Here is a 26,342-nt window from a genome sequence, read left to right on the forward strand (position 1 = left end):
CTAGTTTCGGTGGCATGACTCAGCAGGGGGAGCGCTGGGCGGCCGACCAGGTGCTGGCACTGGCACCTGACGCCGCGTCACGCAAGGCGGGAAGCAAACTCGGCACGGCCGGTCCGTGGTCCGAGGCGGGATGTTCCGACGAGGGGACGGTGTGGGGGCTGTGCAAGGGCAGCGGCAGCAAGCCGTACCAGACGGTCGTCGATCTCGCGGGCGCGGAGGGGCCCGCGTACAAGTGCAGTTGTCCGAGCCGTAAGTTCCCGTGCAAGCACGCGCTCGGACTGCTGCTGCTGTGGACGGGCGGGGACGGAGCCGTGCCGCGGGCCGAGCCGCCGGAGTTCGCGGATCAGTGGCTCGCCACGCGGCGCGGACGCGCGGAGCGGAAGAAGCAGGAGGCGTCCTCCGGTTCCGGTTCCGCTTCCGCCGATCCGGAGGCCGCCCGGCGCCGCGCCGAGCGCCGGGCCGAGCGGATCTCCGCGGGCGCGACCGAGCTGGAGCAGCGCCTGGCGGACCTGCTGCGCGGTGGCCTGGCCGGCGCCGAGGCGTCCGGTCACGAGCTGTGGGAGGAGACGGCGGCCCGCATGGTCGACGCCCAGGCACCGGGGCTCGCCGCCCGTGCGCGGGAGTTGGGGTCGATCCCCTCGTCCGGGCCCGGCTGGCCGGTCCGGTTGCTGGAGGAGTGCGCCCTGCTCCACCTTCTCGACCAGGGCTGGCTGCGCCGCGAGCAGCTGCCGGACGCCCTGGCGGCGACGGTCCGCTCACGGACCGGTCTGCCGGCCTCACCCGAAGGCCCGGCCGTCCGTGATCAGTGGCTGGTCCTCGCCCAGTACGACACGGCGGACGCGCGCCTGACCACCCGCCGGATCTGGCTGTACGGCGCCGGGTCGGACCGCACCGCGCTGCTCCTCTCCTACGGCGCCGCCGGCCGCGCCCCGGAGTTGGCGCTGCCGGTGGGACTGGCCCTGGAGACCGAGGTGTCCCCTTATCCGGGAGCCGGCCAGTTCCGGTCGGCCCTGGGTGAGCGGTTCTCCCCGCCCGCCACGACGGAGACACGTCCGCCCGGGATGGACACGGCACGGGCGGCCGCCCGCTACGGCGAGGCACTCCGGGACGATCCCTGGCTGGATTCCGTCCCGGTGACCCTGGACCGGGTCATACCGGTCCAGGACGGCGACGGCTGGCAACTGGCCGACGCCGACGGCGACACCGCCCTCCCCCTCAGCGCCGTGGCCCGCAACCGGCCCGGCCTGTGGCGCCTGGTCGCGCTCTCGGGCGGGGCGCCCGTCACGGTCTTCGGCGAGTGCGGCCACCGGGGCTTCACCCCGCTGACGGCCTGGCCCGCCGAGCCGGGCGCGGCGGTGCCGCTGTGCTGACCCCCGTAGCCGGTCCCGTCACGAACGCTCCTGGCGTGACCGCCTCTCCGCCGATCATCCGTCCAACGACCGGTCGTTCCGGGGCTGTTCAAGACACGGCCGTCCGTCCCGCGAGCACCCGCCCCACGGCCGTCCGCCCCGCGACCACCCGCCCCACGGCCGTCCGCCCCGCGACCACCCGCCCCACGGCCGTCCGCCCCGCGACCACCCGCCCCACGGCCGTCCGCCCCGCGACCACCCGCTCCACGGCCACCCGGCTTACGGCACTCCCCCCACAAGGCCCGTTCGCAACCGCCCCCACCACCCCTCCCCCTCCGATGCACGCCCTTCCGCGGAAAGGACCCGCATGACCAGGCCACCGGCTCCCGTGTCCGCGCTCCCCGTCTGGGAGGAGCTCGTCATCGCGGCCCTGCTCGGCACGGAGCGTCGTACTCCTCCGGGCTGCGCGCCCGGCCCGGACGCCCCCACCCGGCTGCTGGACGCCGCGGCCCTGGAGACCGTACGCAGGCGCGCCTCCCTGCGTCCTGCGCGGTCGGCGAAGCGTCCGGCGCCGGCCCCCGCCGATCACCGCCCTCCGCTGCCGACGGCCGCCGCCCGCAGGCTCGCCCTGCTGCTCGCCGACCGGTCCGGCGTGGCGGGCGGCGGGCGGCGGGGGACGGCTCCGGACCTGATGGAGTTGCTGCCCCAGTGGCTGGCGGCGGCGAACGGCCACGGTTACGCGGCCCCTGCGGAGTCGCTGCCCGCCCTGCTGGACGCGGCCCGCGGCCGGACCGACCTGCGCCCTGCGGCCCTGACGTTCGCCGGTCCGCGCGCGCTGTGGCTGGCCCGGCTGAACCCGGACTGGCGGTTCGCGCTGCGCGCCGCACCCGGCGGTGACGGCGCGCTGCCCCGCCCCGAGGAGGCGGAGCGGGTCCGGCGGCTGTGGGACGAGGGCCTGTTCGCCGAGCGGGTCGCACTCCTGGCCTCACTGCGCGCTCGGCGTCCCGCCGACGCCCGTGAGCTGCTCGCCGGCACGTGGTCGGCGGAGCGGGCCGAGGACCGCCTGATGTTCCTCGACTCGCTCCGGACGGGCCTGGGTCCCGACGACGAGCCGTTCCTGGAGCAGGCGCTCGCCGACCGCAGCCGTAACGTACGAGCGACGGCGGCGGAGCTGCTGTCGGCGCTGCCGGGTTCCGCGCTCGCCGCGCGCATGGCGGCCAGGGCCCTGACCTGCGTGTCCGTCGACCGTTCGCGGGTCCCCGCGACCATCGTGGTGGAGGCGCCGCACGAGTGCGACGCGGGCATGGAGCGCGACGGCGTCGTCCCCAAGCCGCCGGCCGGGCGTGGCGAACGGTCGTGGTGGTTCGGGCAGTTGGTGGAGGCGACACCCCTGGCGACCTGGACCGGCCGGCTCGGCGCGCGTACGCCTCAGGAGATCGTCGCGCTTCCGGTGGCGGACGACTGGCAGAGCGAACTGCACGCGGCCTGGTGCCGGGCGGCGGTCCGGCAGCGGGACTCCGCGTGGGCGCGGGCGCTGCTCGGCTCGCCCACGGTGCCCGAGGCCGGCGGGCCGGGCGCGGTGTCGCTGGCCGAGCGGGCCAAGCTGCTCGGCGTGCTGGCGGCCGGTGAACGGGCCGAGTGGGTCGCCGGGTTCATCGCCACGCACGGTCTGTCGGAGGCGTTCCAGCTCCTCGGGGTCTGCGCGGTGCCGTGGGCCGCGCCGCTGGGTCGAGCGGTGGTCGACGCGCTCGACATCGCGCGGGACGCGGGGAACTACCCCTGGAGTTTCAGCGGGGTCATGGGTCTCGCCGAACGGTGCCTCGACCCGTCCGAGGCGGGCCGCTTCGACGGCCTGTCCGCGATGGCCGACGAGCCGGAGGACGCGTCGCCGGGGGCCGGCGGCTACTGGGCGGAGGCGTTCCAGCGCATGGTCACGACGTTGCGGCTGCGCGCGACGATGGCGGAGGAACTGGCCCCGGCCCCGGCCCCGCGCTGACCAGCCCCGGCCCCGCGCTGACCGGCCCCGGCCCCGCACCGACCGGGACCGACCCGGACCCCGCGCCGACCCGGAACCGACCCCGCCGCACCTCGACCGGTTCAGCCATCCCGACCGGTTCAGCCACTCCGGACCGGATCAGCCACCGCACCCGACGCGCCCCGCGCACCCGCGGCCCCGCGTCACGCTTCGGCGTGCTGCCGCGCGTTCTCCCGCACCCAGTCCACGATCGACGTCATGGTCGCGCCGGGCGTGAAGATCGCCGCCACGCCCTTCTCCTTCAGCGGCGGGATGTCGGCCTCCGGGATGATGCCGCCGCCGAAGACCAGGATGTCGTCCGCGTCCCGCTCCTTGAGGAGGTCGATCACGGCACCGAAGAGCGTGTTGTGGGCACCCGAGAGGATGGAGAGCCCGATCGCGTCGGCGTCCTCCTGGATGGCGGTGTCGACGATCTGCTCGGGAGTCTGGTGGAGCCCGGTGTAGATGACCTCCATACCGGCGTCCCGCAGCGCCCGCGCGATCACCTTGGCCCCTCGGTCATGGCCGTCGAGCCCCGGCTTGGCCACCACCACGCGGATCGGACCGGCTGCCACACCCATCACTGCCTCCATGAAGCAACTCAAGCGACTGAAGAGACTGAAGCGCTACACCCATTCGTAGCGGCGCCCGTACCGGTACCCATACCCGCGATCACCGGCAGGCGCCGCCAGGCCCTCACACCGAGCCGCCCGAAGAAGTGAACGAACGTTATCCCCAGCATCTCGCAACCGGCAGTTTCGCGGTGGACACCGAGGGGGAAATCACACAGCAGGACATGTTGGTCGCGCAGCGTTCCGGGTCACGGCGGACCGCGCGCACGGAAGAGCCGCACCACCCCGGCACGGCCACGCCGCGCCGACAGCCACAGGCCGCGAAAAGCCGCCGCGGACAGCGCGGGCACCCCCAGGGACGGGCACGGGCACACACCACGGGCGCACAGCGCCAGGTGCCGCATGCACGCCCCGGCACCAGCGGCACACCTAGCCGGCTACCACCCACAGCCACCACCCGCCGGCCCATGACTCAACGCAACCACTCCGGCACCCGACGAAGCCACCCCCGCCCCGCCGACCCTTACCCACCCCAGCCCCACCACCGCACACCGGTGTCACGGCTCTCCATCAGGGCACACGGGGAACAGAGGCGTTCTTCCGCGTGCCGACGGGAGGTCGGCCATGAAGGTCAACTGGGCAACGCAGCCCTTTCGTCCGCTCTGCCAGTGGCTCGCACCGGTGCTGCCGGTCAAGGTCGCGGGCGTCTCCCTGGGCCTGCTGAAGGCGACGGCCCTGGACATCGCCATCCTGGCGGGGCACGTCCTTCTCTATCCGTCCGGCATCGGCCAGGAACGCCGGGCGGCCCCGCTTCCGGCCCCCCTCCCCGCACCCGACCCGGCCGGCCCCCGGCTCACCCCCGAGGAACCCGCCCCGCGCCTGCCGGCCCAGGCCGGCCGGCGTCCCCCGGTCGTCCTGCTGCACGGTTTCATCGACAACCGGTCGGTCTTCGTCCTGCTCCGCCGCAGCCTGGCGCAGCACGGCAGGCAGCACGTCGAGTCACTCAATTACTCGCCGCTGACCTGCGACATCCGCACTGCGGCCGAGCTTCTGGGCCGACACCTGGAGGAGATCTGCGCGCGCACCGGCAAGGAGCGGGTGGACATCGTCGGCCACAGTCTGGGCGGGCTGATCGCGCGGTACTACGTCCAGTGTCTCGGCGGTGACCGGCGCGTCCGCATGCTCGTCACACTCGGCACCCCGCACACCGGCACCCGCGTGGCTCCGCTGGCCAACGCGCACCCCATCGTGCGCCAGATGCGCCCCGGCTCACCGGTGATCGAGGAGCTGTCCCGCCCGGCGTCCGACTGCCGCACCCGTTTCGTCAGCTTCTGGAGCGACTTCGACCCGCTGATGGTCCCGCTGGAGGCGGCCCGGCTGGACCACCCAGACCTCCTGACGCAGAACGTGCGGGTCAGCGGCATCGGCCATCTGGCCCTGCCGGTTCACCCCGCCGTGGCGACCGGCATCCGACAGGCCCTCGACGCCAGTCACATCGACGCACGGTCCGGAGCGGACCCCAACGATCCGGCCGGTTCCGCCGGGCCCTCCGGCCTCACCGTGGCCTGAGGCACCCCTGACGACCGACCGGCCCTCGCCCGACGGCCGGCCCACCCCCGTTCGACGGCCGGCCCATCCCGTCCGACAACCGACTGACAGCCGCCCCACAGCCGCCGGACAGACGTCCAGCGCCCGAAGAAACGTTTTCCAACCCGGCCAAAAGATCGAACATTTCTCGAACAAAAGGCCAAACTCGCGTCCACGGACCGCCGAATCACGGCCGATTGCCCGTTTCCTGCGCGCGTGAAACCTGAGGAAGATTGTCGCGCCCGCATACCGCCGGGTACAGTCGCCGCACTGCTCTGGCAGCCCCTGTTGTCGAGGCGAAAGAGAAGTTGGTGAACGACCGTCACCCGTCGGGGACCCCCACCGCCCCGGCCGCGGCTTCCGAAGCCGCCTCGGCGCACTACGCGTCGTACGGCACCCAGGAAGCCCAGTACGGCGACCTCACCACCTACGACGGCTACGACACCGCCGGTTTCGCGACCGCCTCCACCGCCACCTCCGTGGCCACCGAGACCCTCTCTTCCGCCGCCTTCGCTCCCGAGTCCTTCGCGGCGGACCCCCTCTTCGGCAGCCTCCCCGCCCAGGACACCGGCGCCTACGACACCACGTCGTACGCCGCCACCGATCCGTATGCCCCGGCCGGCGGATACGACACCACGGGCACGTACGACACCACCCAGTGGTCCGGCGCCCCTCAGTCGCCGGACACCGGCAGTCACCAGACCCTGAACTACGACTCCTACGCGGCCCAGCACCACGCCACGTACGACACCGGGGCCTACGACACCACCACCTGGGCGGACGCCTACCAGCCCCTGCCCACCGTGCCACCGCAGGCGGGCGGCCCCGAGTCGAGCGGCCAGTGGGACACCAGCGCCTGGCTCCAGCCCGACACCACCGACCAGCCGGACCAGCACGGACACGACGGCAACACCGGTCACGGCGGCCACCGCGGTCACGGCGGTGACAGCGAGCACCACGAACCCCGCGCCGACCTCCACGATCAGCAGGACCGGACCGGCGAGCAGCCCCAGCACCATCCCTGGGACTGGGGCACGCGGCCCTACGACTCGGGCGCGTTCGACGCGACCCAGTGGAACTCGGACGGCACCGCCCCGCAGGACGACGACACCCCCCGGCAGGACGACGGCCTGACCGCCACCGGCGAACTCCCGGCCGTCCCGACGCTTCTGGAGGGGCAGGAGGAGACCGCGCCGTCCCAGGACGTGACGCCGCCCCCCGCCTCCCGTGCCGCCGCGCGCGCCGCGTCCCGTGGGCGCCGACGTCCCCCCGCCAAGCGCTCCGCGCTGCTGACCATCGCCGTACCGTCGGCCTGTGTGATGGGCGTGGCCGGTATCGCCGCCGCCTCCGTCGACGGCCTGAGCGGCGACGACGGCGGGGAGACGACGGCCTCGGCGGCGGACACCGCCCCCCAGGTGGTGAAGCCGTCCACCGCCAACAACAAGCTCGACACCCAGCTCGCCAGCCTCTCCGCCGGCGCCGACGACTTCGCCGACCGGGCCAGCCGGACGCAGGAACGCATCGACCTCAGGGCCGAGCAGGAGGCCGAGAGGAGGCGCGCGGCGGAGGAGGCGGCGCGCAAGGAACGGCTCCGCCCCAAGTTCGCGCTGCCGGTCGACCAGCACGGGCTGAGCGCCTATTACGGCCAGTCCGGCATCAACTGGATGTCCGTCCACTCCGGCATCGACTTCCCCGTCTCGTACGGCACGACGGTGCGAGCCGTGACCGACGGCACGGTCCGCACGCAGCTGAACAGCGCGTACGGCAACATGCTGATCCTCACGGCGAAGGACGGCACGGAGACGTGGTACTGCCACCTCTCCAGTTACCAGGTGCCCTCCGGTACGACCGTCAAAGCCGGTGACCCGATCGCGTATTCCGGCAACACGGGCAACTCCACCGGTCCGCACCTGCACTTCGAGGTGCGCCCCTCCGGCGGCGCCGCGATCGACCCGCTGGCGTGGCTGCGCAGCCACGGCCTCGACCCGACGTAACTCCCCCACTCCCCCAGCAGCCGAACGAATCCGAGGCCGAAGGAGCCCTGAGGCCCCGGGGAGCCGTCCCCGCGAACGGCCGACGGCTCCCCGGGGAGCCCGTCAGAGCTTCTCCACCGGCGCATACCGCAGCAGCAGCCGCTTCGGCTTGGCGTCACCGAAGTCGATCGTCGCCTCGGCGTTGGCTCCCGTGCCCTTCACGCCGACCACCGTGCCGAGCCCGAACTGGTCATGGGTGACCCGGTCACCGACGGCCAGCGACACGGTCGGCTTCTCACCGGCGCGGCTGGTGGCGAAGCCCGACCCGCCGGCCGCCGACGAACGGGACCGCGACGACGACAGCGAGGCCGCCACCCCCGAGACCGGACCCGCGGCCGAAGCGGACGCGCTCGCTCCGGTCCGCTTCCACGCCACATGAGCGGCGGGGATCTCCTCCAGGAACCGGGAGGGCGGGTTGTACGACGGCTGCCCCCAGGCGCTGCGCATGGTCGAGCGGGTCAGGTAGAGCCGCTCCCGCGCGCGCGTGATGCCGACGTACGCCAGGCGCCGCTCCTCCTCCAGCTCCTTGGTCTGGCCGAGGGCGCGCATGTGCGGGAAGACGCCGTCCTCCATGCCGGTCAGGAAGACGACCGGGAACTCCAGGCCCTTGGCGGTGTGCAGCGTCATCAGGGTGACGACACCGTCGCCGTCCTCCTCGTCCGGGATCTGGTCGGAGTCGGCGACCAGCGCCACCCGCTCCAGGAAGGCGGCGAGCCCGCCGGAGGACTCGCCCTCGCCCGCTTCCTGCTCGAACTCCAGGGCGACCGCCGCGAGTTCCTGGAGGTTCTCGATGCGGGTCTCGTCCTGCGGGTCGGTGGAGGCCTGCAACTCCGCGAGGTAACCGGTGCGTTCGAGTATCGCCTCCAGCACGGTGGCCGGTCCGGCGCCGGACTCGACGACCGTACGGAGGTCCTCCATGAGCGTGTTGAAGCGCTTGACGGCGTTGGCGGAGCGCGCGGCCATGCCGTACGCCTCGTCCACGCGCCGCAGCGCCTGCGGGAAGCTGATCTTCTCCCGCTGCGCGAGGGCGTCGATCATCGCCTCGGCACGGTCGCCGATCCCTCGCTTGGGCACGTTGAGGATGCGGCGCAGCGGTACCGAGTCCTCGGGGTTGGCGAGGACGCGCAGGTAGGCCAGGACGTCCCGGACCTCCTTGCGTTCGTAGAAGCGGACGCCGCCGACGACCTTGTAGGGCAGGCCGGTGCGGATGAAGACCTCTTCGAAGACACGGGACTGGGCGTTGGTGCGGTAGAAGACGGCGACGTCGCCGGCCTTGGCGTCGCCCGCGTCCGTGAGCCGGTCGATCTCGTCGGCGACGAACTGCGCCTCGTCGTGCTCGGTGTCGGCGACGTACCCGGTGATCTGCGCGCCGGCGCCCGCGTTGGTCCACAGGTTCTTCGGCCGGCGCGACTCGTTGCGCTCGATGACCGCGTTGGCGGCGCTCAGGATGGTCTGCGTGGAGCGGTAGTTCTGCTCCAGCAGGATCGTGACCGCGTCCGGGTAGTCCTCCTCGAACTGGAGGATGTTGCGGATGGTCGCGCCGCGGAAGGCGTAGATCGACTGGTCGGCGTCGCCCACGACGCACAGCTCGGCGGGCGGCACCTCGGCCTCGGGCGGCACGTCGACGGGGTGTTCGGAGGCGGTGCCGACCAACTCGCGCACCAGGGCGTACTGGGCGTGGTTGGTGTCCTGGTACTCGTCGACCAGGACGTGCCGGAAACGGCGGCGGTAGTGCTCGGCGACGTCCGGGAAGGCGCGGAGCAGGTGGACCGTGGTCATGATCAGGTCGTCGAAGTCGAGGGCGTTGGCCTCGCGCAGCCGCGCCTGGTAGAGCGCGTACGCCTGGGCGAGGGTCTTCTCGAAGCCGTCGGCGGCCTGGGCCGCGAAGTCCTCCTCGTCGATCAGCTCGTTCTTCAGATTGCTGATCTTGGCGCTGAACGCCTTGGGCGGGAACCGCTTGGGGTCGAGGTCGAGGTCCCTGCAGACCAGCGCCATCAGCCGCTTGGAGTCGGCGGCGTCGTAGATCGAGAACGACGAGGTGAAGCCGAGCTTCTTCGACTCCCGGCGCAGGATGCGGACGCACGCGCTGTGGAAGGTCATCACCCACATCGCGCCCGCGCGCGGGCCGACGAGCTGCTCGACGCGCTCCTTCATCTCGCCCGCGGCCTTGTTGGTGAAGGTGATCGCGAGGATCTGGCCGGGGTGGGCGCCGCGCTGGGCGAGCAGGTAGGCGATGCGGTGCGTGAGGACGCGGGTCTTGCCGGAGCCGGCGCCGGCCACGATGAGCAGCGGGGAGCCGGCGTGGACGACCGCGGCGCGCTGGTTCTCGTTCAGCCCCTCCAGGAGGGCGGCGGGGTCCAGGACCGGGCGTGGGGCACCGTCCCGGTAGTACGCGTCCCGGTCCGGCGGCGCGTCGAACTTCCCGGCGAACAGATCGTCCGGGATCGGCTCCGGTACGTGCTCGTCCTCGGGTGGGGGCAGAGGCTCCTCCTCATGGCCGCGGGGGGCCTGGAGGCTCGCCAGGAAGCTGTCGTCAAAGAGGCTGCTCATCGCTCTACGAGTCTAGGGCGCCCCACCGACAACCGGACGCCCTGTGGAAAACCCGCCGGCGACCGGACCGCCGGACACGCTGCCGTCACCTCGCATCACGCACCGTGAGACTCCTGCCCCAGGTCACGAAAATGTATCGGGCATATCACCCTTCAACCTTCACAGGCAGCACACGAGTTGGCTACGGTGCGGGCGGGCCGCACGACCCCCACCGGCGAACCGTCGCCGGGCCGCGCGGCCTCCGCCGAATCCGGCGTGCCCGCTCGGCACCCGGAACCGGGGACCCACCGTGACATGGGGTGAATCGGTTCACAGCCCGGCCCCGGGCCGGACCGTAGGGCAGCCTTCCGTACCACCACCGCCCGAACCCGACAGCTAACCCGGTAGGCGGAGCACGGAAGGAGTCGCCTCCCTTGGCGTCGCACCGCAAGTCCCGTCCCGCCGGATCACGCGTGGCGGGCATACGGACCCCCGCCCTCGCCACGGCCGCGCTCACCTCGGTGGCCCTGCTGTCCCAGACGGCCACCGCCGCTCCCGCCGACGACCGGCCGAGCCTCGAAGAGGTCCAGCGGAAGGTCGACGACCTCTACCGCCAGGCCGGGGCGGCCACCGAGAAGTACAACGCGGCCAAGGAGAAGACCGCGAAGCAGCGCGAGCAGGTCGACGGCCTCCTCGACTCCCTCGCCGCGCGCACCCAGGAACTCAACGACGCGCGCGAGGAGCTGGGTTCCTTCGCCGCCGCCCAGTACCGCACCGGCACGTCCGTCTCCGACACCGCGACCCTCCTGCTCGCGGACTCGCCGCAGGACTACTTCGACCAGAACCAGCTGATGGACCGGCTCACCGGCCGCCAGAAGCAGCTGGTCGACGACTACGCCACCCAGCAGGCCGAGACGATGGAGAAGCGCCGGGAGGCCACCGAGAGCCTGCGGACGCTGACCGACGCGCAGACCGACCTGAAGACGGCCAAGGCCACCGTCCGGACGAAACTGTCCTCCGCGCGCCGGCTCCTTGCCGACCTGACCGCCGAGGAGCAGGCACGGCTCGCGGCGATCGAGAAGAAGAAGCAGGAGGAGGCGGCCCGCAAGGCCGAGGAACTGGCCCGGCAGCAGGCCGCGGAGCAGAGACGGCAGGAGGAGGCCGCGGCGGCCGCACAGGAGGCCGCGTCCGGCACCACCTCCTCGTCCGCCTCGTCCTCGTCCGGTTCCCCCGACCCCGGGTACGCCACCGCGGCGGAGAAGGCACTGGCCTTCGCCCGCGCCCAGATCGGCAAACCGTACGTCTGGGGCGCCACCGGCCCCGGCTCCTACGACTGCTCCGGCCTCACCCAGGCCGCCTGGAAGGACGCGGGCGTCGACCTGCCCCGCACCACCTACGACCAGGTCAACGCCGGCACGACGGTCTCGATCTCCGCCGCACGCCCCGGTGACCTGGTCTTCTTCTACGACGACATCTCGCACGTCGGGATCTACATCGGCGACGGCATGATGATCCACGCCCCGAAACCGGGCGCGTACGTCCGTGAGGAGTCCGTCTACTACGACGGGGAGTCGTCGATCCACAGCGTGGTGCGCCCGGCCTGAGCGGCTCCGCTCTCTAGCATCGGCGCCATGTCATCCGGGACCTCCGCTCTGCGCGCCTGGTGGGCGGGGCGTCCGCCGGCGGCCGGAGCCGCCGTCATGGCGACCGGCATCGTCTCCGTCGGCCTGCACCTGGCCGGCCACGAGACCCTGTCCGGGATCTCCCTGGTACTGGGCTGCGCCGCCTGGCTGGGCCTGGCGCTGAACTTCACCGTCCTGCTGCTGCGCGAGCGACCGACGTGGGTGGCCCGGGCGGCGACACCGGGCGCGCTCACCGCGATCGCCGCGACGACCGTGCTAGGCACCCGCTTCGCCCTGCTCGGCGGGCAGTTCCTGGCAGCCGCGCTGCTCGCCCTGGCGACGGCGCTGTGGCCGGGGCTGATCGTCCTGGTGGTCCGGCACTGGGGGCGGTCCATGCCCGGCGCGGTGTTCCTGGGCTGTGTGGCGACACAGGGGCTCGCCGTGCTCGGCGCCACGCTGGCCGCCACCACCTCGACGCCCTGGCTCGCGCACGCGGCGCTGGTGCCGTTCTGGCTCGGCCTGGTGCTCTACGCCGCCGCCCTCCTCCGCTTCGACTGGCGGCAGGTCACCCAGGGGCCGGGGGACCACTGGGTGGCGGGTGGCGCGCTCGCCATCTCGGCGCTGGCCGGCTCCAAACTGCTCGCCGCCGACGGCACCGGCATGTACCTGTGGAACCAGGACGACGGCGACGTCCTGCGCACCGCGACCGTCGCCCTGCTCGTCCTGGACCTGGCCTGGTACGCCGTCCTGCTCGTCGCCGAAGTGCTCCGGCCGCGGCTCCGCTACGACGTACGCCGCTGGTCGACGGTGTTCCCGCTCGGCATGACGGCGGCGGCGACGCTGTCCGTCGCCGCCGCCGTCGAGGTGCCGTGGCTGGACGGGCCCGGTCAGGCCCTGCTGTGGATCGCGGTGGCCGCCTGGCTGGCGGTGGCCGCCGGAGCGGTCCGCTCCGCCCACGGCGCGCTCCGGCCGGCGGCGCCGCGGTGACTCAGGTCCACAGCACCGCGATGAAGACGTTGACCATCGTGAGCAGCCCGACCAGGCCGAACAGCTGCTTCTCCACCTTTTCGTCGTCGCGCTTCACATAGACCAGGCCGAGGATCACGATCAGCACGGCCAGCTTCACGCCGATCTTGACGTTGTTGACGGAGTGGTCGTCGGCCTGGTTCAGCCCGACCAGGATCACCCCCGTGACCAGCATGGTCAGCGCGCCGTGCAGCATCGCCGGGCCGAACCGGGCGGTGCCCTCGCCCATCGCCTTCATCTGGGTGAGGAAGCCGCCGAGCAGCGCCGCGATGCCGATGATGTGGAGACCGACGAAGAGGTGGATGAGTACGTCCATGGGGCCGGAGCCTAGTCAAGGGCACGGGCCCGGCCGGCACCGGACCGGTCGGCGCATCCCGGACATCCGGCCCGCCATCCCCGCCTGCGTGACGTACCACGCCTCATAGCACCCCCGGGCCTCCTCCTCCCTCGATCCCGGACATCGATCGTCACCCCGCGTGAAACGAGCACGCCCGGAACGGGACCCTGATCACGTGACGTCGCTCATCGCTCCTCTTCCGTCATGTCCGTGCACCTCCTCACCCACCCGGCGTGACCCGGTCTAGCGTCCTGCACCAGGTGACCGGCTCCCCACCGCCGCCGCCCCGCCAGGGGTGGCAGTCGGGCACCACCGCCAGAAAGCCCGGCGCCGACCCGTCCCCCCGTACGGGCCGCCGCCGGGCCGCGCGGGGCCGTGAGCGGTCGGACGGAGGAACGCGGAACCCCGGTGGCAGCACACCGCAGACCCCGCCGGCGCGCGACGAACGGCGCCTCCGCCCGCACCGCCGCCACCCTCGCCCTCGCCGGCGCGGCGACCGCCACTGGGTGGAACGGGACCGGGCACGCCGCGCCGGAACCGAGCCCGGCCCAGGTCGAGGCCACCGTGGACCGGCTGTACCGGGAGGCCGAGGCCGCCACCGAGAAGTACAGCGGCGCGAAGGAACAGGCGGACGCGGCCGAACGGCGCCTGGTGGATCTGCGCGACGAGGCCGCACGCGAGGAGGAACGGCTCGGCACGGCCCGCACAGCCCTCGGTCCGTCGCGGCGGCCCAGTACCGGGACAATGGCCTCGACCCGGCCCCGCGGCTCGCGCTCTCCGCCGGACCCGACCGGTACCTCGACTCCGCCGCGCGGGCCGAGCGGGCGGGCAGCCGGCACGCCACCGCCGTCGCACGGGCGCAGCGGCGGTTGCGGGAGATCGAGCGGGCCGCGAGGGGCGGCACGGGCGGAGGCGGCCTCGCCGGCGTCCCGGCGGGCGGAGCCGAAACGGCACGGCGCCGCCCTCACCGGCAGCCTCACCGAGGCCCGGCGACCGCCGGCCCGGCTGACCGACACCGAACGCGCCGGGCTCGGCCACACCCCGGGCCGCGGCGGCCGTCGCGTACGCCTACGGCAAGCTCGGCAGCCCCCACGTCTGGGGCGCCACCGGCCCGAACGCCTTCGACTGCTCGGGCCTCGTCCAGGCCGCCTACCGCTCGGCGGGCGTCTCCCCGCCCCGGACTTCCTACGCCCGGTTCGGCGCCGGCCGCCGCGTCCCCCGCTCCGAACTCCGCCCAGCGACCTGGTCTTCTTCCACTCCGCTGTCAGCCACGTCGGCCTCTACGTGGGCGGTGGCCCGCATGATCCACGCCCCCAACCCCGCGGCGCCGGTGCGGGTGGCGTCGGTGGACGGGATGCCGTTCGCGGCCGCGGCACGGGTGGTGTGAGGGCGGGCGGCGGTCAGACGAGCCGACGGGCCGTGGCCCACCTGGTCAGCTCGTGCCGGTTGGAGAGCTGGAGCTTGCGCAGGACCGCCGAGACATGGGATTCGACCGTCTTGACGGAGATGAACAGCTGCTTGGCGATCTCCTTGTAGGCGTAGCCGCGGGCGATCAGGCGCAGCACCTCTCGCTCGCGCTGGGTGAGGCGGTCGAGGTCCTCGTCGACCGGCGGGGCGTCGGTGGAGGCGAAGGCGTCGAGGACGAATCCGGCCAGCCGCGGGGAGAAGACGGCGTCGCCCTCCTGCACCCGGAAGATCGAGTCGACCAGGTCCGCACCGGTGATCGTCTTGGTGACGTACCCCCGCGCGCCGCCGCGGATCACCCCGATGACGTCCTCCGCCGCGTCCGACACGGACAGGGCGAGGAACCGCACCGGCCGCTCGGCGTCGGCCGCCAAGGGGGCGCAGCGGCGCAGTACTTCGACCCCTCCGCCGCCCGGCAGGTGGACGTCGAGCAGGACCACTTCGGGCCGGGTGGCGGTGATGACCGTGACCGCCTGGTCGACGTCGGCGGCCTCGCCGACGACCTCGACCCCGGTCTCCTCGGTCCGGCCGATCTCGGCCTGCACACCTGTACGGAACATGCGGTGGTCGTCGACGAGGACGACGCGTACGCGCCGCTCGGCCGCGGTCGCCGTCTCGTTCGCCTCGGTCGGGTCGTTCACGTCTTCTCCGCCCTCTCCATCTCCAGCTCGACCTCCGTGCCGCCGCCGGGCACCGCGCGCAGCCGCGCCGTGCCGCCGTTGCGCTCCATACGGCCGATGATCGATTCTCTGACACCCATCCGGTCGGCGGGTATCGATTCGAGGTCGAAGCCGGGGCCCCGGTCCCGGACGGACACGAAGACCGTCCTGCCCTCGACTTCGGCGAAGACCTGCACGGCACCGCCCTCGCCACCGTACTTGGCCGCGTTCACCATCGCTTCGCGCGCGGCCTGCGTCTGCGCCCCGATCCGTTCGTCGAGCGGGCAGTCGCCGACCACGACGACCTCGATGGGCACGCCGTGCTTGTCCTCGACCTCGGCCGCGTCGCGCTTCACGGCGTCGGCGAGGGTGGTCGGCTCGTCGTCCTCGTCCTTGCCGGTGCCCTCCGGCCTGTAGAGCCAGGCACGCAGGTCACGCTCCTGGGCCCGGGCCAGGCGGCGCACCTCGCCGGGGCTCTCCGCGTTGCGCTGGATCAGGGTCAGGGTGTGCAGCACCGAGTCGTGTACATGGGCGGCGACCTCGGCGCGCTCCTGGGCCCGGATGCGCATCAGCCGTTCCTCCGAGAGGTCCTGTGTCATGCGGACGAGATACGGGCCGGCCAGCAGCGTGATCCCGACGAGGACCGCGAGGGCGGCCTGGAGCACCGAGCCGAGGTGGGCGGCGGAGCCCTGGAGCACGAAGATGGCGGAGACACCGGCCGTCACCAGCAGCACACCGGCGACCGCGCGCAGCAGCCGGACCGTACGCCGGCGGCGGCCGGCCTCGACCCAGCGGGCCCGGCGGGCGTTGTCCGCCTGCCGCCAGACGAGGGCGACGCCCGCGCCGACCAGCACCGTCGGCCAGAGGTAGGCCTTGGCGCCGCCGCTCACATTCACGTTGCCCACGAAGACGAGGGCCACGACGACCATGAGGAGCAGGGCGACGATCTGCCCCTTGTCCGGTCTGCGGGTGACGAGTCTGCGGCGGCCGTCGGGGGCCGTCTCGGTGGAGACCAGGGAGGGCGGCTTCTGGGCGTCGACGCCGCCTACCCCCAGGGGCACGAAGAACCAGAACGCCGCGTAGAGCAGCGCGCCGAGGCCGTCGGCCATGAAGAGCCCGACGAAGACCAGCCGTACCCAGACCACGGGCAGCCCGAGGTGCCCAGCGAGCCCCCGCGCCACTCCGCCCAGCCAGCGTCCGTCGCTGCTGCGGTAGAGCTTGCGCGGCGGCCGTGGCTCGACGACTGGCGCTGCTGCGGCTTCCGGCATGCCAACGATGGTCACACGGCCCCGGTGCCAGGGCATCAGGGTCTGTCCCGGATACTGCCCTGATCTTCGGGGCGGGCCGTCGCCGAACAGCTCCCGGGTGCTGTCTCGGGGCCGATCTCAGGGTCCGGCCAGGGTCGTACCGACTGCCGCCGCGGCCCGCCGGCCGCCACCATGGACACATGACAGAACACGAGCACGCCGCGGCGGGCACGGGTCCCGGCCCCGGCCCGCGCCCGACAGGGGACGCCGGGCCGCGGGACGCGGCGCCCGGGACCGGCGCCGCGCCGGGTGCCCGTGCCACGCCCGGAGCCGGGGCCACGGCCGGGCCGGATGCTCCCGGCCCCCCGCACCGGTTCCGGCGGGACCGGCGGCACAAGATGGTGGCGGGGGTGTGCGCGGGGCTGGGCCGGCAGTGCGACATGGACCCGGTGATCTTCCGGATCACCCTGGCCGTGCTCTCCGCGACCGGCGGTCTCGGTCTGCTCTTCTACGGCTTCGCCTGGCTGTTCGTCCCGTCCGACGACGAGGACGAGAACGAGGTGCGCAAGCTGCTGACCGGCCGCGTAGACGGTCAGGCGCTGGCGGCCGTGCTCTTCGCGCTGGTCGGCTGCGGAGTCTTCCTCACCATGCTGCACAACGGCGGGGTGCTCACCTTCGCCGTCGTCCTCTCCCTGCTCCTCGCGGGCGCCGGGTACTGGTCGCGGCAGCGCGGCGCCCCCGGGCCGGACCCGCTGGCCGCGCAGGCCGTCGCCGACGCCCCGCCTGAGGCGCAGGCGCCGCCGGTCACCCTCACCTGGCCGTCCTGGTGGCGCGACCCCATAGTCAAGGACGGCTCCCACTTCGGGGGCACGGGGTATCTCTGGGGGCCGTCCGACGCCCGCCCGCGGGACATCTCGGAGCTGGTCGACGTCCGGCTGGCCGGCCACGGCATACCCCGGACACGTCCGGAGGCGCCGCGTCCCCGGCCGCCCGTGCCGCGCGGTCCCCGCGGGATCGGGGGTCCGGTCTTCCTGCTGGCCCTCGCCGCCGGCGCCCTCGGCACCCGCGCCGCCTGGGGCGAGCACGCGCTGGGCCCCAGCTTGCAGACCGGCCTGGCCTGCGCGCTGGTGGTATTCGGCCTGGGCATCGCGGTCAGCTCCTTCCTCGGGCGCACCGGAGCCGGGTCCGTCTTCCTGGCGGTGCTCACGGCGGGCCTGCTCACCGCGTCGGCCGCCCTGCCCAGGGACATCGGCACCGAATGGGCCCGCGTGGACTGGGCGCCCGCCTCGGCGGACCAGGTGAGAGCCCGGTACGACGTGGGCATGGGAGTCGGCACGCTGGACCTGTCCCGGCTGGACCTGGACGAGGGGCAGACGGTCACCACGCGCGCCGAGACGGGCCTGGGCCGCATACGGGTCGTCGTCCCGCCGGACGTGACCGTGCGGCTGGACGTCTCGGTCGGGCTGGGCGACATCCAACTGCCGGGTGACGACGAGAAGGACGTGGACGTGGCTCCGGACAAGCACCAGCGGACGACGCTGTCCCCGGCCGGGGGCGGCAAGGGCACCGGGACGCTCGACCTCGGCATGCAGGTCGGTCTCGGCCAGGTGGAGGTGAGCCGTGCTGCGTCATGAGTTCCAGCCCGGACGGCTGGTCGCCGGCGTCTTCCTGACCGTGGCGGGTGTCGTCTGCCTCGGCGACGCGGAGGGCCGCTGGGCGGCACCCTGGTTCGTGTCGATCCCCTTGGTCATGGGCGGCCTCTGCCTCGCGGGGGCCATCGGGACGGTGACGCGGGGCCGCCGCCGCGGACGCCGCCGGTCACCGCGGGGTCCGGACCCGTCCGCCGGGACCCGGCCGGGCGGTGCGGGCACGGTCGACGGGACGGGTCCGGCCGTCGGCCTCGGGAAGAGGGACAGCCATGGCTGAGGCCCGGCGCCTCGTCAGCCGTAGTGCGCGGCCCGGCGCCGTCGGCGGCGGGCGCGCAGGGCCGCGTCCAGCGAGAGCACCGGCGCACCGGCCAGTACGAGAGGAAGCCAAGCCATGAGATAGGCCAGGTCGTTGCCGTAGTAGTACGGGTCGGAGGCCCAGCTGACGGTCAGCCACAGGCTGAGGGAGATCAGCGCGCCGCCGAGCGCCGCGAGACGGGCGAGAAGACCGACCAGGGTGCCGATGCCGACGGCCAGCTCTCCGAAGGCGATGGCGTAGCCGAAGCCGGACGGGTTCTTCAGCGCCAGGTCGACCAGGGCGGGGATCGCCGAGGAGTCGCGGACGGTCCGCATCATGTCGCCGACGGAACCGGCGCCGGAGTCCTTCAGGAAGGCGCCGTCGGTCAGTTTGTCGAGACCGGCGTAGACGAAGGTGACGCCGAGGAAGATGCGGAGCGGGAGGAGGGCGTACCGGGTGGCGTCGGCCCGCCAGCCACCGGCCCCGCCGGTGGAGGACGTCTCCGTCCGCATGCCGTGAGTCATCGCTGCCAGCCGCCTCTCACCCGTGCGTGCCGTGCCCCCTTGACGACCATACGTACGACGCGGAGGTGCCGCTCAATCCTCACGGGCCGAGTTTTTTCCCGACCGGCTCGTTTTCCGACCGGTATGGCCCGGCCCGGCCTCCGTCTCCTCCGGCCCCGCGGGGGTGCCGGGTCCCTGGCGCGTGGGGTACCTCGGGCGCCTGGCGCGCGGGTGCCTCCGGTGCCTGGCGCGCGGGTGCCTCCGGTGCCTGGTTCGCGGGGCGCCTCCGGTCCCCCATGCGGCGCGACCTCGGTCGCCGCCCCACCCCGCCGACCTGCCCCATCCCGCCGACACCCACCGTCCATCCCCCGGACCACCGAACCGCCCGCACCCCAGCCCCAGCCCCAGCCCCAGCCCCAGCCCCAGCCCCAGCCCCAGGCTCCAGCCCGAGCCTCAGCCCCAGCCACCCCCAACCCGCTACCCCGCCCCTCGGCACTACCGCTCCCCGACCCGACAGAAGGACTCCGAACTCAGGAACTCACAGACTCAGGAACTCACAGACTCAGGAACTCACAGACTCACGGACTCACGGACTCACGGACTCACTCCGTGATCTCGACCACGCAGCGGTTGGTCTCCACCCCCACGGCCGTGACGACCTGCACCTCGACCCGGCCCGGTTCGACATCCGCCGGTACGGGGACGGTCAGCAGCGTGTCGGTGGGGTTGCTGAAACCGCCGGCGACCGGGACGAGCGGCACGTGGACGTTGACCGCGCCGATCCGCACCACCATCCGGGACAGCCGGTCCGCGCTCTGCGCACCCGGGGGCACGAAGCCGGCACCTCGGATCTCGATGTCGTCGCCGGTCCGGATGGGGCCGTCCAGGTCGCCGGCCTCCCGGGCCCGCACCACGGACAGGACCACCGGCCGGCCGCCCTCGGCGTACTTGCCGGCCAGATAGGTCGCCGCCGAGACCAGGACCACCACCGCCAGCCCCCACGGCAGGTCCGGGAGCTGCTCCGGCCGCCGGGCCAGCCGTACCGCGCCGAACGCCAGGGCGACCGCGTTGATCACGACGTACTGGATGTCGGCGAAGGTCCCCCCGCCCGCGTCGTCGGTCAGCAGATCCGCCGCCCGCGGCCGGTCCGCCCGGACCTTCTGGAGCCGCTGGCCCAGCACCCGCAGGCCGACCACCCGCCGTACCAGGACCGCGACCCCGCTGACCACGGCGAGGACGGTCACCGTTCCGGCGCCCCGGCGCAGTTCCAGGCCGGAGATGAGCGCTTCGCGCTGCCCGTGGGCGGAGGCGAGGGCCAGTTGCCCGACCAGCACCAGGACCGCGTAGGCGACGAACAGCACCCAGGAGACGGCCACGGCACGGGAGGTGGAGAGCCGGTTGTCCTCCCCGATGACCGGCGCGAGCGCGCCGCCCCGGGCGCGGTGGAACCAGGAGGCCGCCGTCAGCGCCCCGGCCACCAGCACGGCCGCGGCCAGTCCGGCGGTGCGGGCGGGGGTCCAGCCCGCGCCCACCGCGGTGAGCGCCTGTACCAGCAGCAGGAGCACCAGGGCCGCCAGCGCCGCGCCCGCCGTGCGGCGCCAGAGTCCGGCCAGCCAGGCGCCGCCCTCGGCCCGGCCGCGTTCGGCGACGAGCCCGGCCGACTGGGTCAGTTCCTCGGAGACCCACTGCCGGGACGCCGACGCCGAGTGGGCCACCGCGGCCGGCAGCCCCTGCCCGGCCGCGAAAGCGTCCCTGCGCAGCGCGAACTCGGCGACCGCGCGCCGATGTCCCTCACGTGCGCCGTGCGGGCAGTCACCGCACTCGCATCCGCCCCCGTGCGCGCCCACCCCACCGTGTCTCGCCTCCTGCACCGCCACGCCCGACATCCACCTTCCGCACCCTTGCGACCGGACCCGCAACTCCCCCGGGACGACAGCGAATTGTGCCTTACACCACCCCGTTCGCGCCGGGCGCCCCCGGCTCCCTCTGCTCATCACGGGTGATGCCGGGACCGCGGGGTTGACCCGGTTGCGAGGATTCCCTCATGGACGAGGTCTTCCAGCGTGACGGAGCCTGGCCCTTCGACGGCAGCACGGTCAGGATCACCCCGGGCCCGCACCGTTCGGTGCCGTTGTTCGGCAGACGTACCGCGAGGTGTCCGTGCCGCTGGAGGCCGTCCCGGGCATCGCCTTCACACCGGAACACCGGCGCGCGCGGCTGCGGTTGAGGCTCCGGGAGGGTGCCGACCCGCTGCTCCAGGCGACCGGCGGCTGGCCTCCCGACACCGCGGACCCCTACCGGCTGTCGGTCGGCCTCGACCGCGCCGGCACCGCGGAGTACCTCGCCGAGGAGGTCCGCCGGGCGCTGCTGCCCGACCGGATTCCCGAGGGGCCGGCCACGGCGTACCTGCTGCCGGGCCCTCCGGCGCCCGTCTCGGTGCGCTCCTCCGACGGCACGGTCTCCTTCGACGGAACCCGGGTGCGGACCGACTGGGCGGACACCTCCGACCGGGTCAAGCGCGCGACCGGGCCGAGGATCATCCACGTGGGAAAACTCCTCCAGGTCGAGTGGCTGCCCAACTCCGGTCAGGAGAACGGGTATCTGCACTTCGTGACCCGGGAGGCGGTGTTCACCGGGCTGTCCCCGGAGAAGGACCCGTACGCCCTGGACCTGTGGGGCAGCGCCCGGCGTGATCTGCTCACCGCGCTGGTCGCCACCGCGGTCACCGCGCGGCTCCCGCACCCGTCGGCCCACCCACCGGCCACGCCCGCCCCGGTGTCCGCCTTCCTGCCCGCCGCCGGGTCAGGGGCAGCGGGGGACCGTCCGGACGACCACCGGCCGCCGGCCCGCGCCGTGCCGCCGCGGGCGGACCACCACGACGTACTGCTGCGCCGACCGCGCGAGTTGGGGCAGTGGCACCGGGACGGGGTCCTCACCGACGAGGAGTTCGCGATGGCCAAGGCGGCGGTACTCCGGGGTTTCTGAGCGCCCTCAGCCCTTCCCCTCCCTCGCCCCTCCTCTCCGGAGGTCAGTCCAGCAGGTCCGGTTCGGCGCGGCTGATGTCGCGCCACAGCGGCTGGTAGTTGATCCAGGCCACCAGGTCACCGCCGAGCTGGTCCCAGGTCGCCGCCGCCCGCCGGTGGTCGATCAGCACCGGCCGGCCCGCGGCCTTCGCCGTGAGCTGGACCTGGCAGCACCGTTCCATCGACAGGAACCACCAGGCGGCGGCGTCCACCGAGTCGCCGACCGTGAGGAGCCCGTGGTTGCGCAGCACCAGCGCCTTGCGGGAACCGAGGGTCGCGGCGATCCGCCGGCCCTCCTCGGCGTCGACGGCGACCCCGCTGTAGGAGTCGTACAGGGCGTGGTCCTCGTAGAAGGCGCAGCTCTCCTGGGTGATGGGGTCCAGCAGTTCGCCGAGGGCCGCGAGGGCCCGGCCGTGGACCGAGTGGCAGTGGGCGACGGCGACGACGTCCGGACGGGCGGCGTGCACCTGGGAGTGAACGGTGAAGGCGGCCTGGTTGACGTGGTAGCGGCCCTCGATCACCTGTCCGGCGGCGTTGGCCAGGACCAGGTCGCTCACCGTGACGTGCCGGAAGGGCAGGCCGAAGGGGTTGACCCAGAAGCAGTCGCTGAACTCGGGATCGCGGGCGGTGATGTGCCCGGAGACGCCGTCCTCCAGGCCGTACCGCCCGAAGATCCTGAGCGCGCCGGCCAGCCGTTCCTTGCGGTGCCGGCGTTCGTCTGCGACGGACTCGTGCATCGGCGGCATCGCGAACTGGAGGGTGTCGAGCGGCCGTGGCGGGGGCGGAGCGGCCCCGGACGTCGCGTGCATGTGTTCTCCGGCACTGGGTTGATTCACGGGGCGTGAAGTTACCGTCGGTGAGCCGGGTACGACAGTTATGTTCCGTAAATAGGCGAGGCGTGCGGCGCGGCCCGATCGATTCCGGACAGGAGATGTCGGGTATCGGGGTCACACTCGCCGTATGAGTCGAGCGCGTACGAACGGAAACCCTGGGCGGACCGCCGTGAGCTGGTCCGTCTTCGCCGCCGCCGAGCCCCGTTTCGCCGCCGCCGTCGAGCGGCGGTTCGGCGTCCATCCCCACCACGTCCTCGCGACCCTGCGCGCGGACGGTTCACCCCGTACCTCCGGTCTTGAGGCGCGTTTCACCGGCGGGGAGCTGTGGCTCGGCATGATGCCCGGCTCGCTCAAGGCGCTCGATCTGCGCCGCGACCCGCGCTTCGCGCTCCAGGCCAATCCCGGCGCGGGCACCGGCATGGAAGGCGGCGACGTGCGGATCAGCGGACGGGCGGTCGAGGTCGAGGAGGGGGAGGCGAGGGACCGGTACGTGGAAGAGGTGGAACCGCCGCAGCCGTTCCACCTCTTCCGTGCCGGGCTGACCGAGGTCACGCGGACCCGTGTCGAGGACGACGCGTATCTCGTCGTCGAGGTCTGGAAGCCCGGCGGGCCGGTGCGCACCGTCAAGCGCGCGTAGCCCGGCGGGCCGGTGCGCACCGTCGAGCGCGCGTAGGCCCGGTCCGCCCCGTCCCCGGGGTCACTCCCACTCGATGGTGCCCGGGGGCTTCGACGTGATGTCGAGGACGACCCGGTTGACATCCCTGACCTCGTTGGTGATCCGCGTGGAGATCCGGGAGAGGACGTCGTACGGGAGGCGCGACCAGTCGGCCGTCATGGCGTCCTCGGAGGAGACCGGACGCAGCACGATCGGGTGGCCGTAGGTGCGGCCGTCGCCCTGGACGCCGACGCTGCGGACGTCCGCGAGCAGCACCACCGGGCACTGCCAGATCTCGCGGTCCAGGCCGGCCGCGGTCAGCTCCTCGCGGGCGATGGCGTCGGCCTCGCGGAGCAGGTCGAGCCGCTCCTTGGTGACCTCGCCGACGATCCGGATGCCGAGGCCGGGGCCCGGGAAGGGCTGGCGCTGGACGATCTCCTCGGGCAGGCCCAGTTCCTGGCCGACCATCCGGACCTCGTCCTTGAACAGCTTGCGCAGCGGCTCGATCAGCTGGAACTCCAGGTCCTCCGGGAGCCCGCCGACGTTGTGGTGCGACTTGATGTTGGCGGCGCCGGTGCCGCCGCCGGACTCGACCACGTCCGGGTAGAGGGTGCCCTGGACGAGGAACTCCACGGCGGGGCCCTCGTCGGCGATGATCTCGGCCTGGGCCTGCTCGAAGACCCGGATGAACTCCCGGCCGATGATCTTCCGCTTCTCCTCGGGGTCGGAGACGCCCTTGAGCGCGGTCAGGAACCGCTCCTCGGCGTCCACGACCTTGAGCTGTACGCCGGTCGCGGCGACGAAGTCCTTCTCGACCTGCTCGGTCTCGCCCTTGCGCATCAGGCCGTGGTCGACGTAGACGCAGGTCAGCTGGGAGCCGATGGCCTTCTGGACGAGGGCCGCGGCGACCGCGGAGTCCACGCCGCCGGACAGGCCGCAGATGGCGCGCTTGTCGCCGACCTGCTCGCGGATCGCGGCGATCTGCTCCTCGATCACGTTGCCCGTGGTCCAGTCGGGGGTGAGGCCCGCGCCCCGGTAGAGGAAGTGCTCCAGGACCTGCTGGCCGTGCGTGGAGTGCATCACCTCGGGGTGGTACTGGACGCCGTAGAGCTTCTTCTCGTCGTTCTCGAACGCGGCGACCGGGACGACGTCCGTGGAGGCGGTGACGGTGAAGCCCTCGGGGGCGGCCGAGCACGCGTCGCCGTGCGACATCCAGACCGCCTGCTCGGCGGGGGTGCCCTCGAAGAGGGTGGAGGAGGGCCGGGAGACGGCGAGGTCGGTCCGGCCGTACTCACGGGCGCCGGTGTTGTCGACCGTGCCGCCGAGGGACTGCGCCATGAGCTGGAAGCCGTAGCACATGCCGAAGACGGGGACACCGGCCTCGAAGATCTCGCGGTCGAGGCGGGGAGCGCCCTCCTCGTAGACCGACGAGGGGCCGCCGGAGAGGATGATGGCCGCCGGGTTCTTGGCGAGCATGTCCTGAACCGGCATGGTGCTCGGCACGATCTCGCTGTAGACCCGGGCCTCGCGGACGCGGCGGGCGATGAGCTGGGCGTACTGCGCGCCGAAGTCGACGACCAGGACGGTGTCGGGGGCGGCGTTGGCAGCGGGAGTCGCTGATGACACGAGGTGCCTTCCGGCGGTCGGGCGGGGTCTTGTGACTCCGAGTCTACCGAGACGGTCAGGTGGACCGTCCCGGCCGCGGTCGCCGCCCCCGCACCGGCCCCGGGTCTCACCATGCGGGAAGGGTTGGCCACCCTGCGTCGCCCCGGCATAATGGGGCCCATGCTCACGCACCAGGCTTTCCTGTTTACCTATGGCGACCGGCCCACCGGCTGCCATGGTCGTGCTGCTTGAGCAACTGACAAGCGACTTCCCCAGGCGCCCCGGGCCGACAAGGTCCGGGGCGCCTGCGCTTTTCCCGGACCCGTCGCTCCGCGGCACCCCGTCCGACGAGGAGCCCCCATGAGCCCCATGACCACCGCCGCCGACGCGACCGGTGCCCGCACCCCCGAAGCCGCCGGCGTGATCACCGGCGCCCGCGAGCGCATCGACGCGCTCGACGACCGGATCATCGGCCTGATCCAGGAGCGCATGGCCGTCTCGGCCGTCATCCAGGACGCCCGGATCGCCTCCGGGGGCCGGCGGGTGAACCTCTCCCGTGAGACGGCCGTCCTCGGCCACTACCGCGAGGCCCTCGGCAAGCCGGGCACGGCCCTCGCCATGACCCTCCTCGAACTGTGCCGCGGTCGCGTCTGAGGGCCCTCGCACTGGAGTTCAGGGCCGTTCTCACCCGGACGGAGCGTGACCGGGGGCCGCGTGGCTTCGTTGGTCCCGGTGTCCGTGCCAGCCAGGGGCGGGCCCGAAAGAACCACGCGTGGCTCGCTGGAGCGATGAGGCGTACGGATCGTTCCGTGCGTCGTGGGACCTCGCTCCAGGGAAGTGACCGGACGGCAGGGGACAGCAGCCCGGTCATCCAAGAGAACGGTCGGCTTCGGGGACGCCCGGGGCCGACCGACGGAAGTCCTCCGAAGCCCCCCTCCCTCCCCCTTCCGTCACGTCCTTCCCTGCATAACCGTTTCGCCTCGCGCCGACCGGCCGGGCAGACCCAGACCAGCGGCGCGACCCCCCGGCGCCGCTCCGCCGGCACCGGCGCCGCCCTGACGCCGGTGCCGGCCACGAAGGGCCCCGCGGCGACACCCCGCGGGGCCCTTCGCGCGCGCCCGCCCAGGTACGGGAGCGGCGAGCGCACTCGCCTGCGCCCACCCACGAAAGGCACCCCCGGGAGCCACGCACCGACGTGGCGCACCGAAGTGGCGCACGGAAGTGGCACAGCGCACATGAGAATTCCGTGAGAACGCGGACAACCTTTCCCGGGGTTCACTGATCCAACCTGCTGTTCCCCGGGCCCCACCCGCGCCCCACCGCGGAGGCCTCCTCCTCGT

Annotated in this window: 20 protein-coding genes, 1 pseudogene and 1 riboswitch; of the genes and pseudogenes, 12 read left to right on the plus strand and 9 right to left on the minus strand. The window is 73.2% G+C overall.

Annotated elements, in window-relative coordinates; all coding sequences use genetic code 11:
- The first annotated feature begins 14 nt into the window (after positions 1-14).
- Positions 15-1,370, plus strand: a complete 1,356-nt coding sequence (locus Sdagh_RS15650; RefSeq protein ID WP_190076722.1) for an SWIM zinc finger family protein — start codon at positions 15-17, stop codon at positions 1,368-1,370.
- A 346-nt stretch (positions 1,371-1,716) separates the two neighbouring features.
- The gene (locus Sdagh_RS15655) at positions 1,717-3,345 is read left to right on the plus strand and encodes a DUF5691 domain-containing protein (RefSeq protein WP_190076721.1); all 1,629 of its coding nucleotides are present in this window, start codon (positions 1,717-1,719) and stop codon (positions 3,343-3,345) included.
- Positions 3,346-3,527: 182 nt separating this feature from the next.
- On the opposite strand, the gene icmB is transcribed toward Sdagh_RS15655, so the two are convergent.
- Positions 3,528-3,944, minus strand: a complete 417-nt coding sequence (gene icmB, locus Sdagh_RS15660; RefSeq protein WP_189417736.1) for a coenzyme B12-dependent isobutyryl CoA mutase small subunit — start codon at positions 3,942-3,944, stop codon at positions 3,528-3,530.
- A gap of 615 nt (positions 3,945-4,559) precedes the next feature.
- On the opposite strand from icmB, the gene Sdagh_RS15665 reads away from it, so the two are divergent.
- Together Sdagh_RS15665 and Sdagh_RS15670 are read left to right on the plus strand one after the other, a co-directional pair.
- Positions 4,560-5,504 (plus strand): esterase/lipase family protein, encoded by a 945-nt coding sequence (locus tag Sdagh_RS15665; RefSeq protein ID WP_190076720.1) that lies wholly within the window; start codon positions 4,560-4,562, stop codon positions 5,502-5,504.
- Between the two features lie 329 nt (positions 5,505-5,833).
- Complete coding sequence (locus Sdagh_RS15670; protein WP_226535167.1) at positions 5,834-7,516, plus strand: M23 family metallopeptidase; 1,683 nt, start codon at positions 5,834-5,836, stop codon at positions 7,514-7,516.
- 102 nt (positions 7,517-7,618) lie between these two features.
- Here Sdagh_RS15670 and pcrA read toward each other — a convergent pair whose 3' ends face one another.
- The gene (gene pcrA / locus Sdagh_RS15675) at positions 7,619-10,105 is read right to left on the minus strand and encodes a DNA helicase PcrA (RefSeq protein ID WP_189417744.1); all 2,487 of its coding nucleotides are present in this window, start codon (positions 10,103-10,105) and stop codon (positions 7,619-7,621) included.
- Between the two features lie 232 nt (positions 10,106-10,337).
- Positions 10,338-10,510, plus strand: a riboswitch (cyclic di-AMP (ydaO/yuaA leader).
- Positions 10,511-10,518: 8 nt separating this feature from the next.
- Between pcrA and Sdagh_RS15680 the strand changes: the two genes are divergently transcribed.
- Together Sdagh_RS15680 and Sdagh_RS15685 are read left to right on the plus strand one after the other, a co-directional pair.
- Entirely contained in the window at positions 10,519-11,688 is a 1,170-nt protein-coding gene (locus Sdagh_RS15680; RefSeq protein ID WP_190076718.1) for a C40 family peptidase, read from the plus strand.
- Between the two features lie 27 nt (positions 11,689-11,715).
- Positions 11,716-12,693 (plus strand): tellurite resistance/C4-dicarboxylate transporter family protein, encoded by a 978-nt coding sequence (locus Sdagh_RS15685; protein ID WP_189417749.1) that lies wholly within the window; start codon positions 11,716-11,718, stop codon positions 12,691-12,693.
- Between the two features lies 1 nt (position 12,694).
- Here the strand turns inward: Sdagh_RS15685 and Sdagh_RS15690 are convergent, their stop codons facing one another.
- Positions 12,695-13,048, minus strand: a complete 354-nt coding sequence (locus Sdagh_RS15690; RefSeq protein ID WP_189417752.1) for a hypothetical protein — start codon at positions 13,046-13,048, stop codon at positions 12,695-12,697.
- Positions 13,049-13,477: 429 nt separating this feature from the next.
- On the opposite strand from Sdagh_RS15690, the pseudogene Sdagh_RS15695 reads away from it, so the two are divergent.
- Positions 13,478-14,456, plus strand: a pseudogene (locus Sdagh_RS15695) (C40 family peptidase).
- A gap of 13 nt (positions 14,457-14,469) precedes the next feature.
- On the opposite strand, the gene Sdagh_RS15700 reads toward Sdagh_RS15695, so the two are convergent.
- Both Sdagh_RS15700 and Sdagh_RS15705 read right to left on the minus strand, forming a co-directional pair.
- Positions 14,470-15,174: a LuxR C-terminal-related transcriptional regulator gene (locus Sdagh_RS15700; protein WP_189417754.1), complete on the minus strand. Its 705-nt coding sequence runs from the start codon at positions 15,172-15,174 to the stop codon at positions 14,470-14,472.
- The gene (locus Sdagh_RS15705) at positions 15,171-16,460 is read right to left on the minus strand and encodes an ATP-binding protein (RefSeq protein ID WP_190008405.1); all 1,290 of its coding nucleotides are present in this window, start codon (positions 16,458-16,460) and stop codon (positions 15,171-15,173) included. The genes Sdagh_RS15700 and Sdagh_RS15705 overlap by 4 nt, the downstream gene beginning before the upstream one ends.
- A 179-nt stretch (positions 16,461-16,639) precedes the next feature.
- Here Sdagh_RS15705 and Sdagh_RS15710 point away from each other — a divergent pair, with 179 nt between their 5' ends.
- Positions 16,640-18,073 carry a PspC domain-containing protein gene (locus tag Sdagh_RS15710; RefSeq protein ID WP_190076717.1) on the plus strand — a complete coding sequence of 478 codons (1,434 nt, stop codon included), beginning with the start codon at positions 16,640-16,642 and terminating at the stop codon, positions 18,071-18,073.
- Positions 18,060-18,365: a hypothetical protein gene (locus Sdagh_RS15715; protein WP_226535168.1), complete on the plus strand. Its 306-nt coding sequence runs from the start codon at positions 18,060-18,062 to the stop codon at positions 18,363-18,365. Before Sdagh_RS15710 ends, Sdagh_RS15715 begins: the two co-directional genes overlap by 14 nt.
- A gap of 14 nt (positions 18,366-18,379) precedes the next feature.
- Here the strand turns inward: Sdagh_RS15715 and Sdagh_RS15720 are convergent, their stop codons facing one another.
- Positions 18,380-18,907 (minus strand): DoxX family protein, encoded by a 528-nt coding sequence (locus tag Sdagh_RS15720; protein WP_370594915.1) that lies wholly within the window; start codon positions 18,905-18,907, stop codon positions 18,380-18,382.
- A gap of 581 nt (positions 18,908-19,488) precedes the next feature.
- Positions 19,489-20,763 (minus strand): hypothetical protein, encoded by a 1,275-nt coding sequence (locus Sdagh_RS15725; protein WP_190076716.1) that lies wholly within the window; start codon positions 20,761-20,763, stop codon positions 19,489-19,491.
- A gap of 277 nt (positions 20,764-21,040) precedes the next feature.
- Between Sdagh_RS15725 and Sdagh_RS15730 the strand changes: the two genes are divergently transcribed.
- Positions 21,041-21,871 carry a DUF4429 domain-containing protein gene (locus tag Sdagh_RS15730; RefSeq protein ID WP_372478448.1) on the plus strand — a complete coding sequence of 277 codons (831 nt, stop codon included), beginning with the start codon at positions 21,041-21,043 and terminating at the stop codon, positions 21,869-21,871.
- A 43-nt stretch (positions 21,872-21,914) separates the two neighbouring features.
- Here Sdagh_RS15730 and Sdagh_RS15735 read toward each other — a convergent pair whose 3' ends face one another.
- Entirely contained in the window at positions 21,915-22,718 is an 804-nt protein-coding gene (locus Sdagh_RS15735; RefSeq protein ID WP_189417767.1) for a class II aldolase/adducin family protein, read from the minus strand.
- A gap of 151 nt (positions 22,719-22,869) precedes the next feature.
- Here Sdagh_RS15735 and Sdagh_RS15740 point away from each other — a divergent pair, with 151 nt between their 5' ends.
- Positions 22,870-23,379: a pyridoxamine 5'-phosphate oxidase family protein gene (locus Sdagh_RS15740; RefSeq protein ID WP_189417770.1), complete on the plus strand. Its 510-nt coding sequence runs from the start codon at positions 22,870-22,872 to the stop codon at positions 23,377-23,379.
- A gap of 60 nt (positions 23,380-23,439) precedes the next feature.
- Here Sdagh_RS15740 and guaA read toward each other — a convergent pair whose 3' ends face one another.
- Complete coding sequence (gene guaA / locus Sdagh_RS15745) at positions 23,440-25,023, minus strand: glutamine-hydrolyzing GMP synthase (protein WP_189417781.1); 1,584 nt, start codon at positions 25,021-25,023, stop codon at positions 23,440-23,442.
- Positions 25,024-25,362: 339 nt separating this feature from the next.
- Here guaA and Sdagh_RS15750 point away from each other — a divergent pair, with 339 nt between their 5' ends.
- On the plus strand, positions 25,363-25,656 hold the full coding sequence (locus Sdagh_RS15750; protein WP_372478449.1) for a chorismate mutase: 294 nt from the start codon (positions 25,363-25,365) through the stop codon (positions 25,654-25,656).
- Positions 25,657-26,342 lie beyond the last annotated feature (686 nt).

It is taken from the genome of Streptomyces daghestanicus (assembly GCF_020521275.1).
GTDB lineage: Bacteria > Actinomycetota > Actinomycetes > Streptomycetales > Streptomycetaceae > Streptomyces > Streptomyces griseoviridis.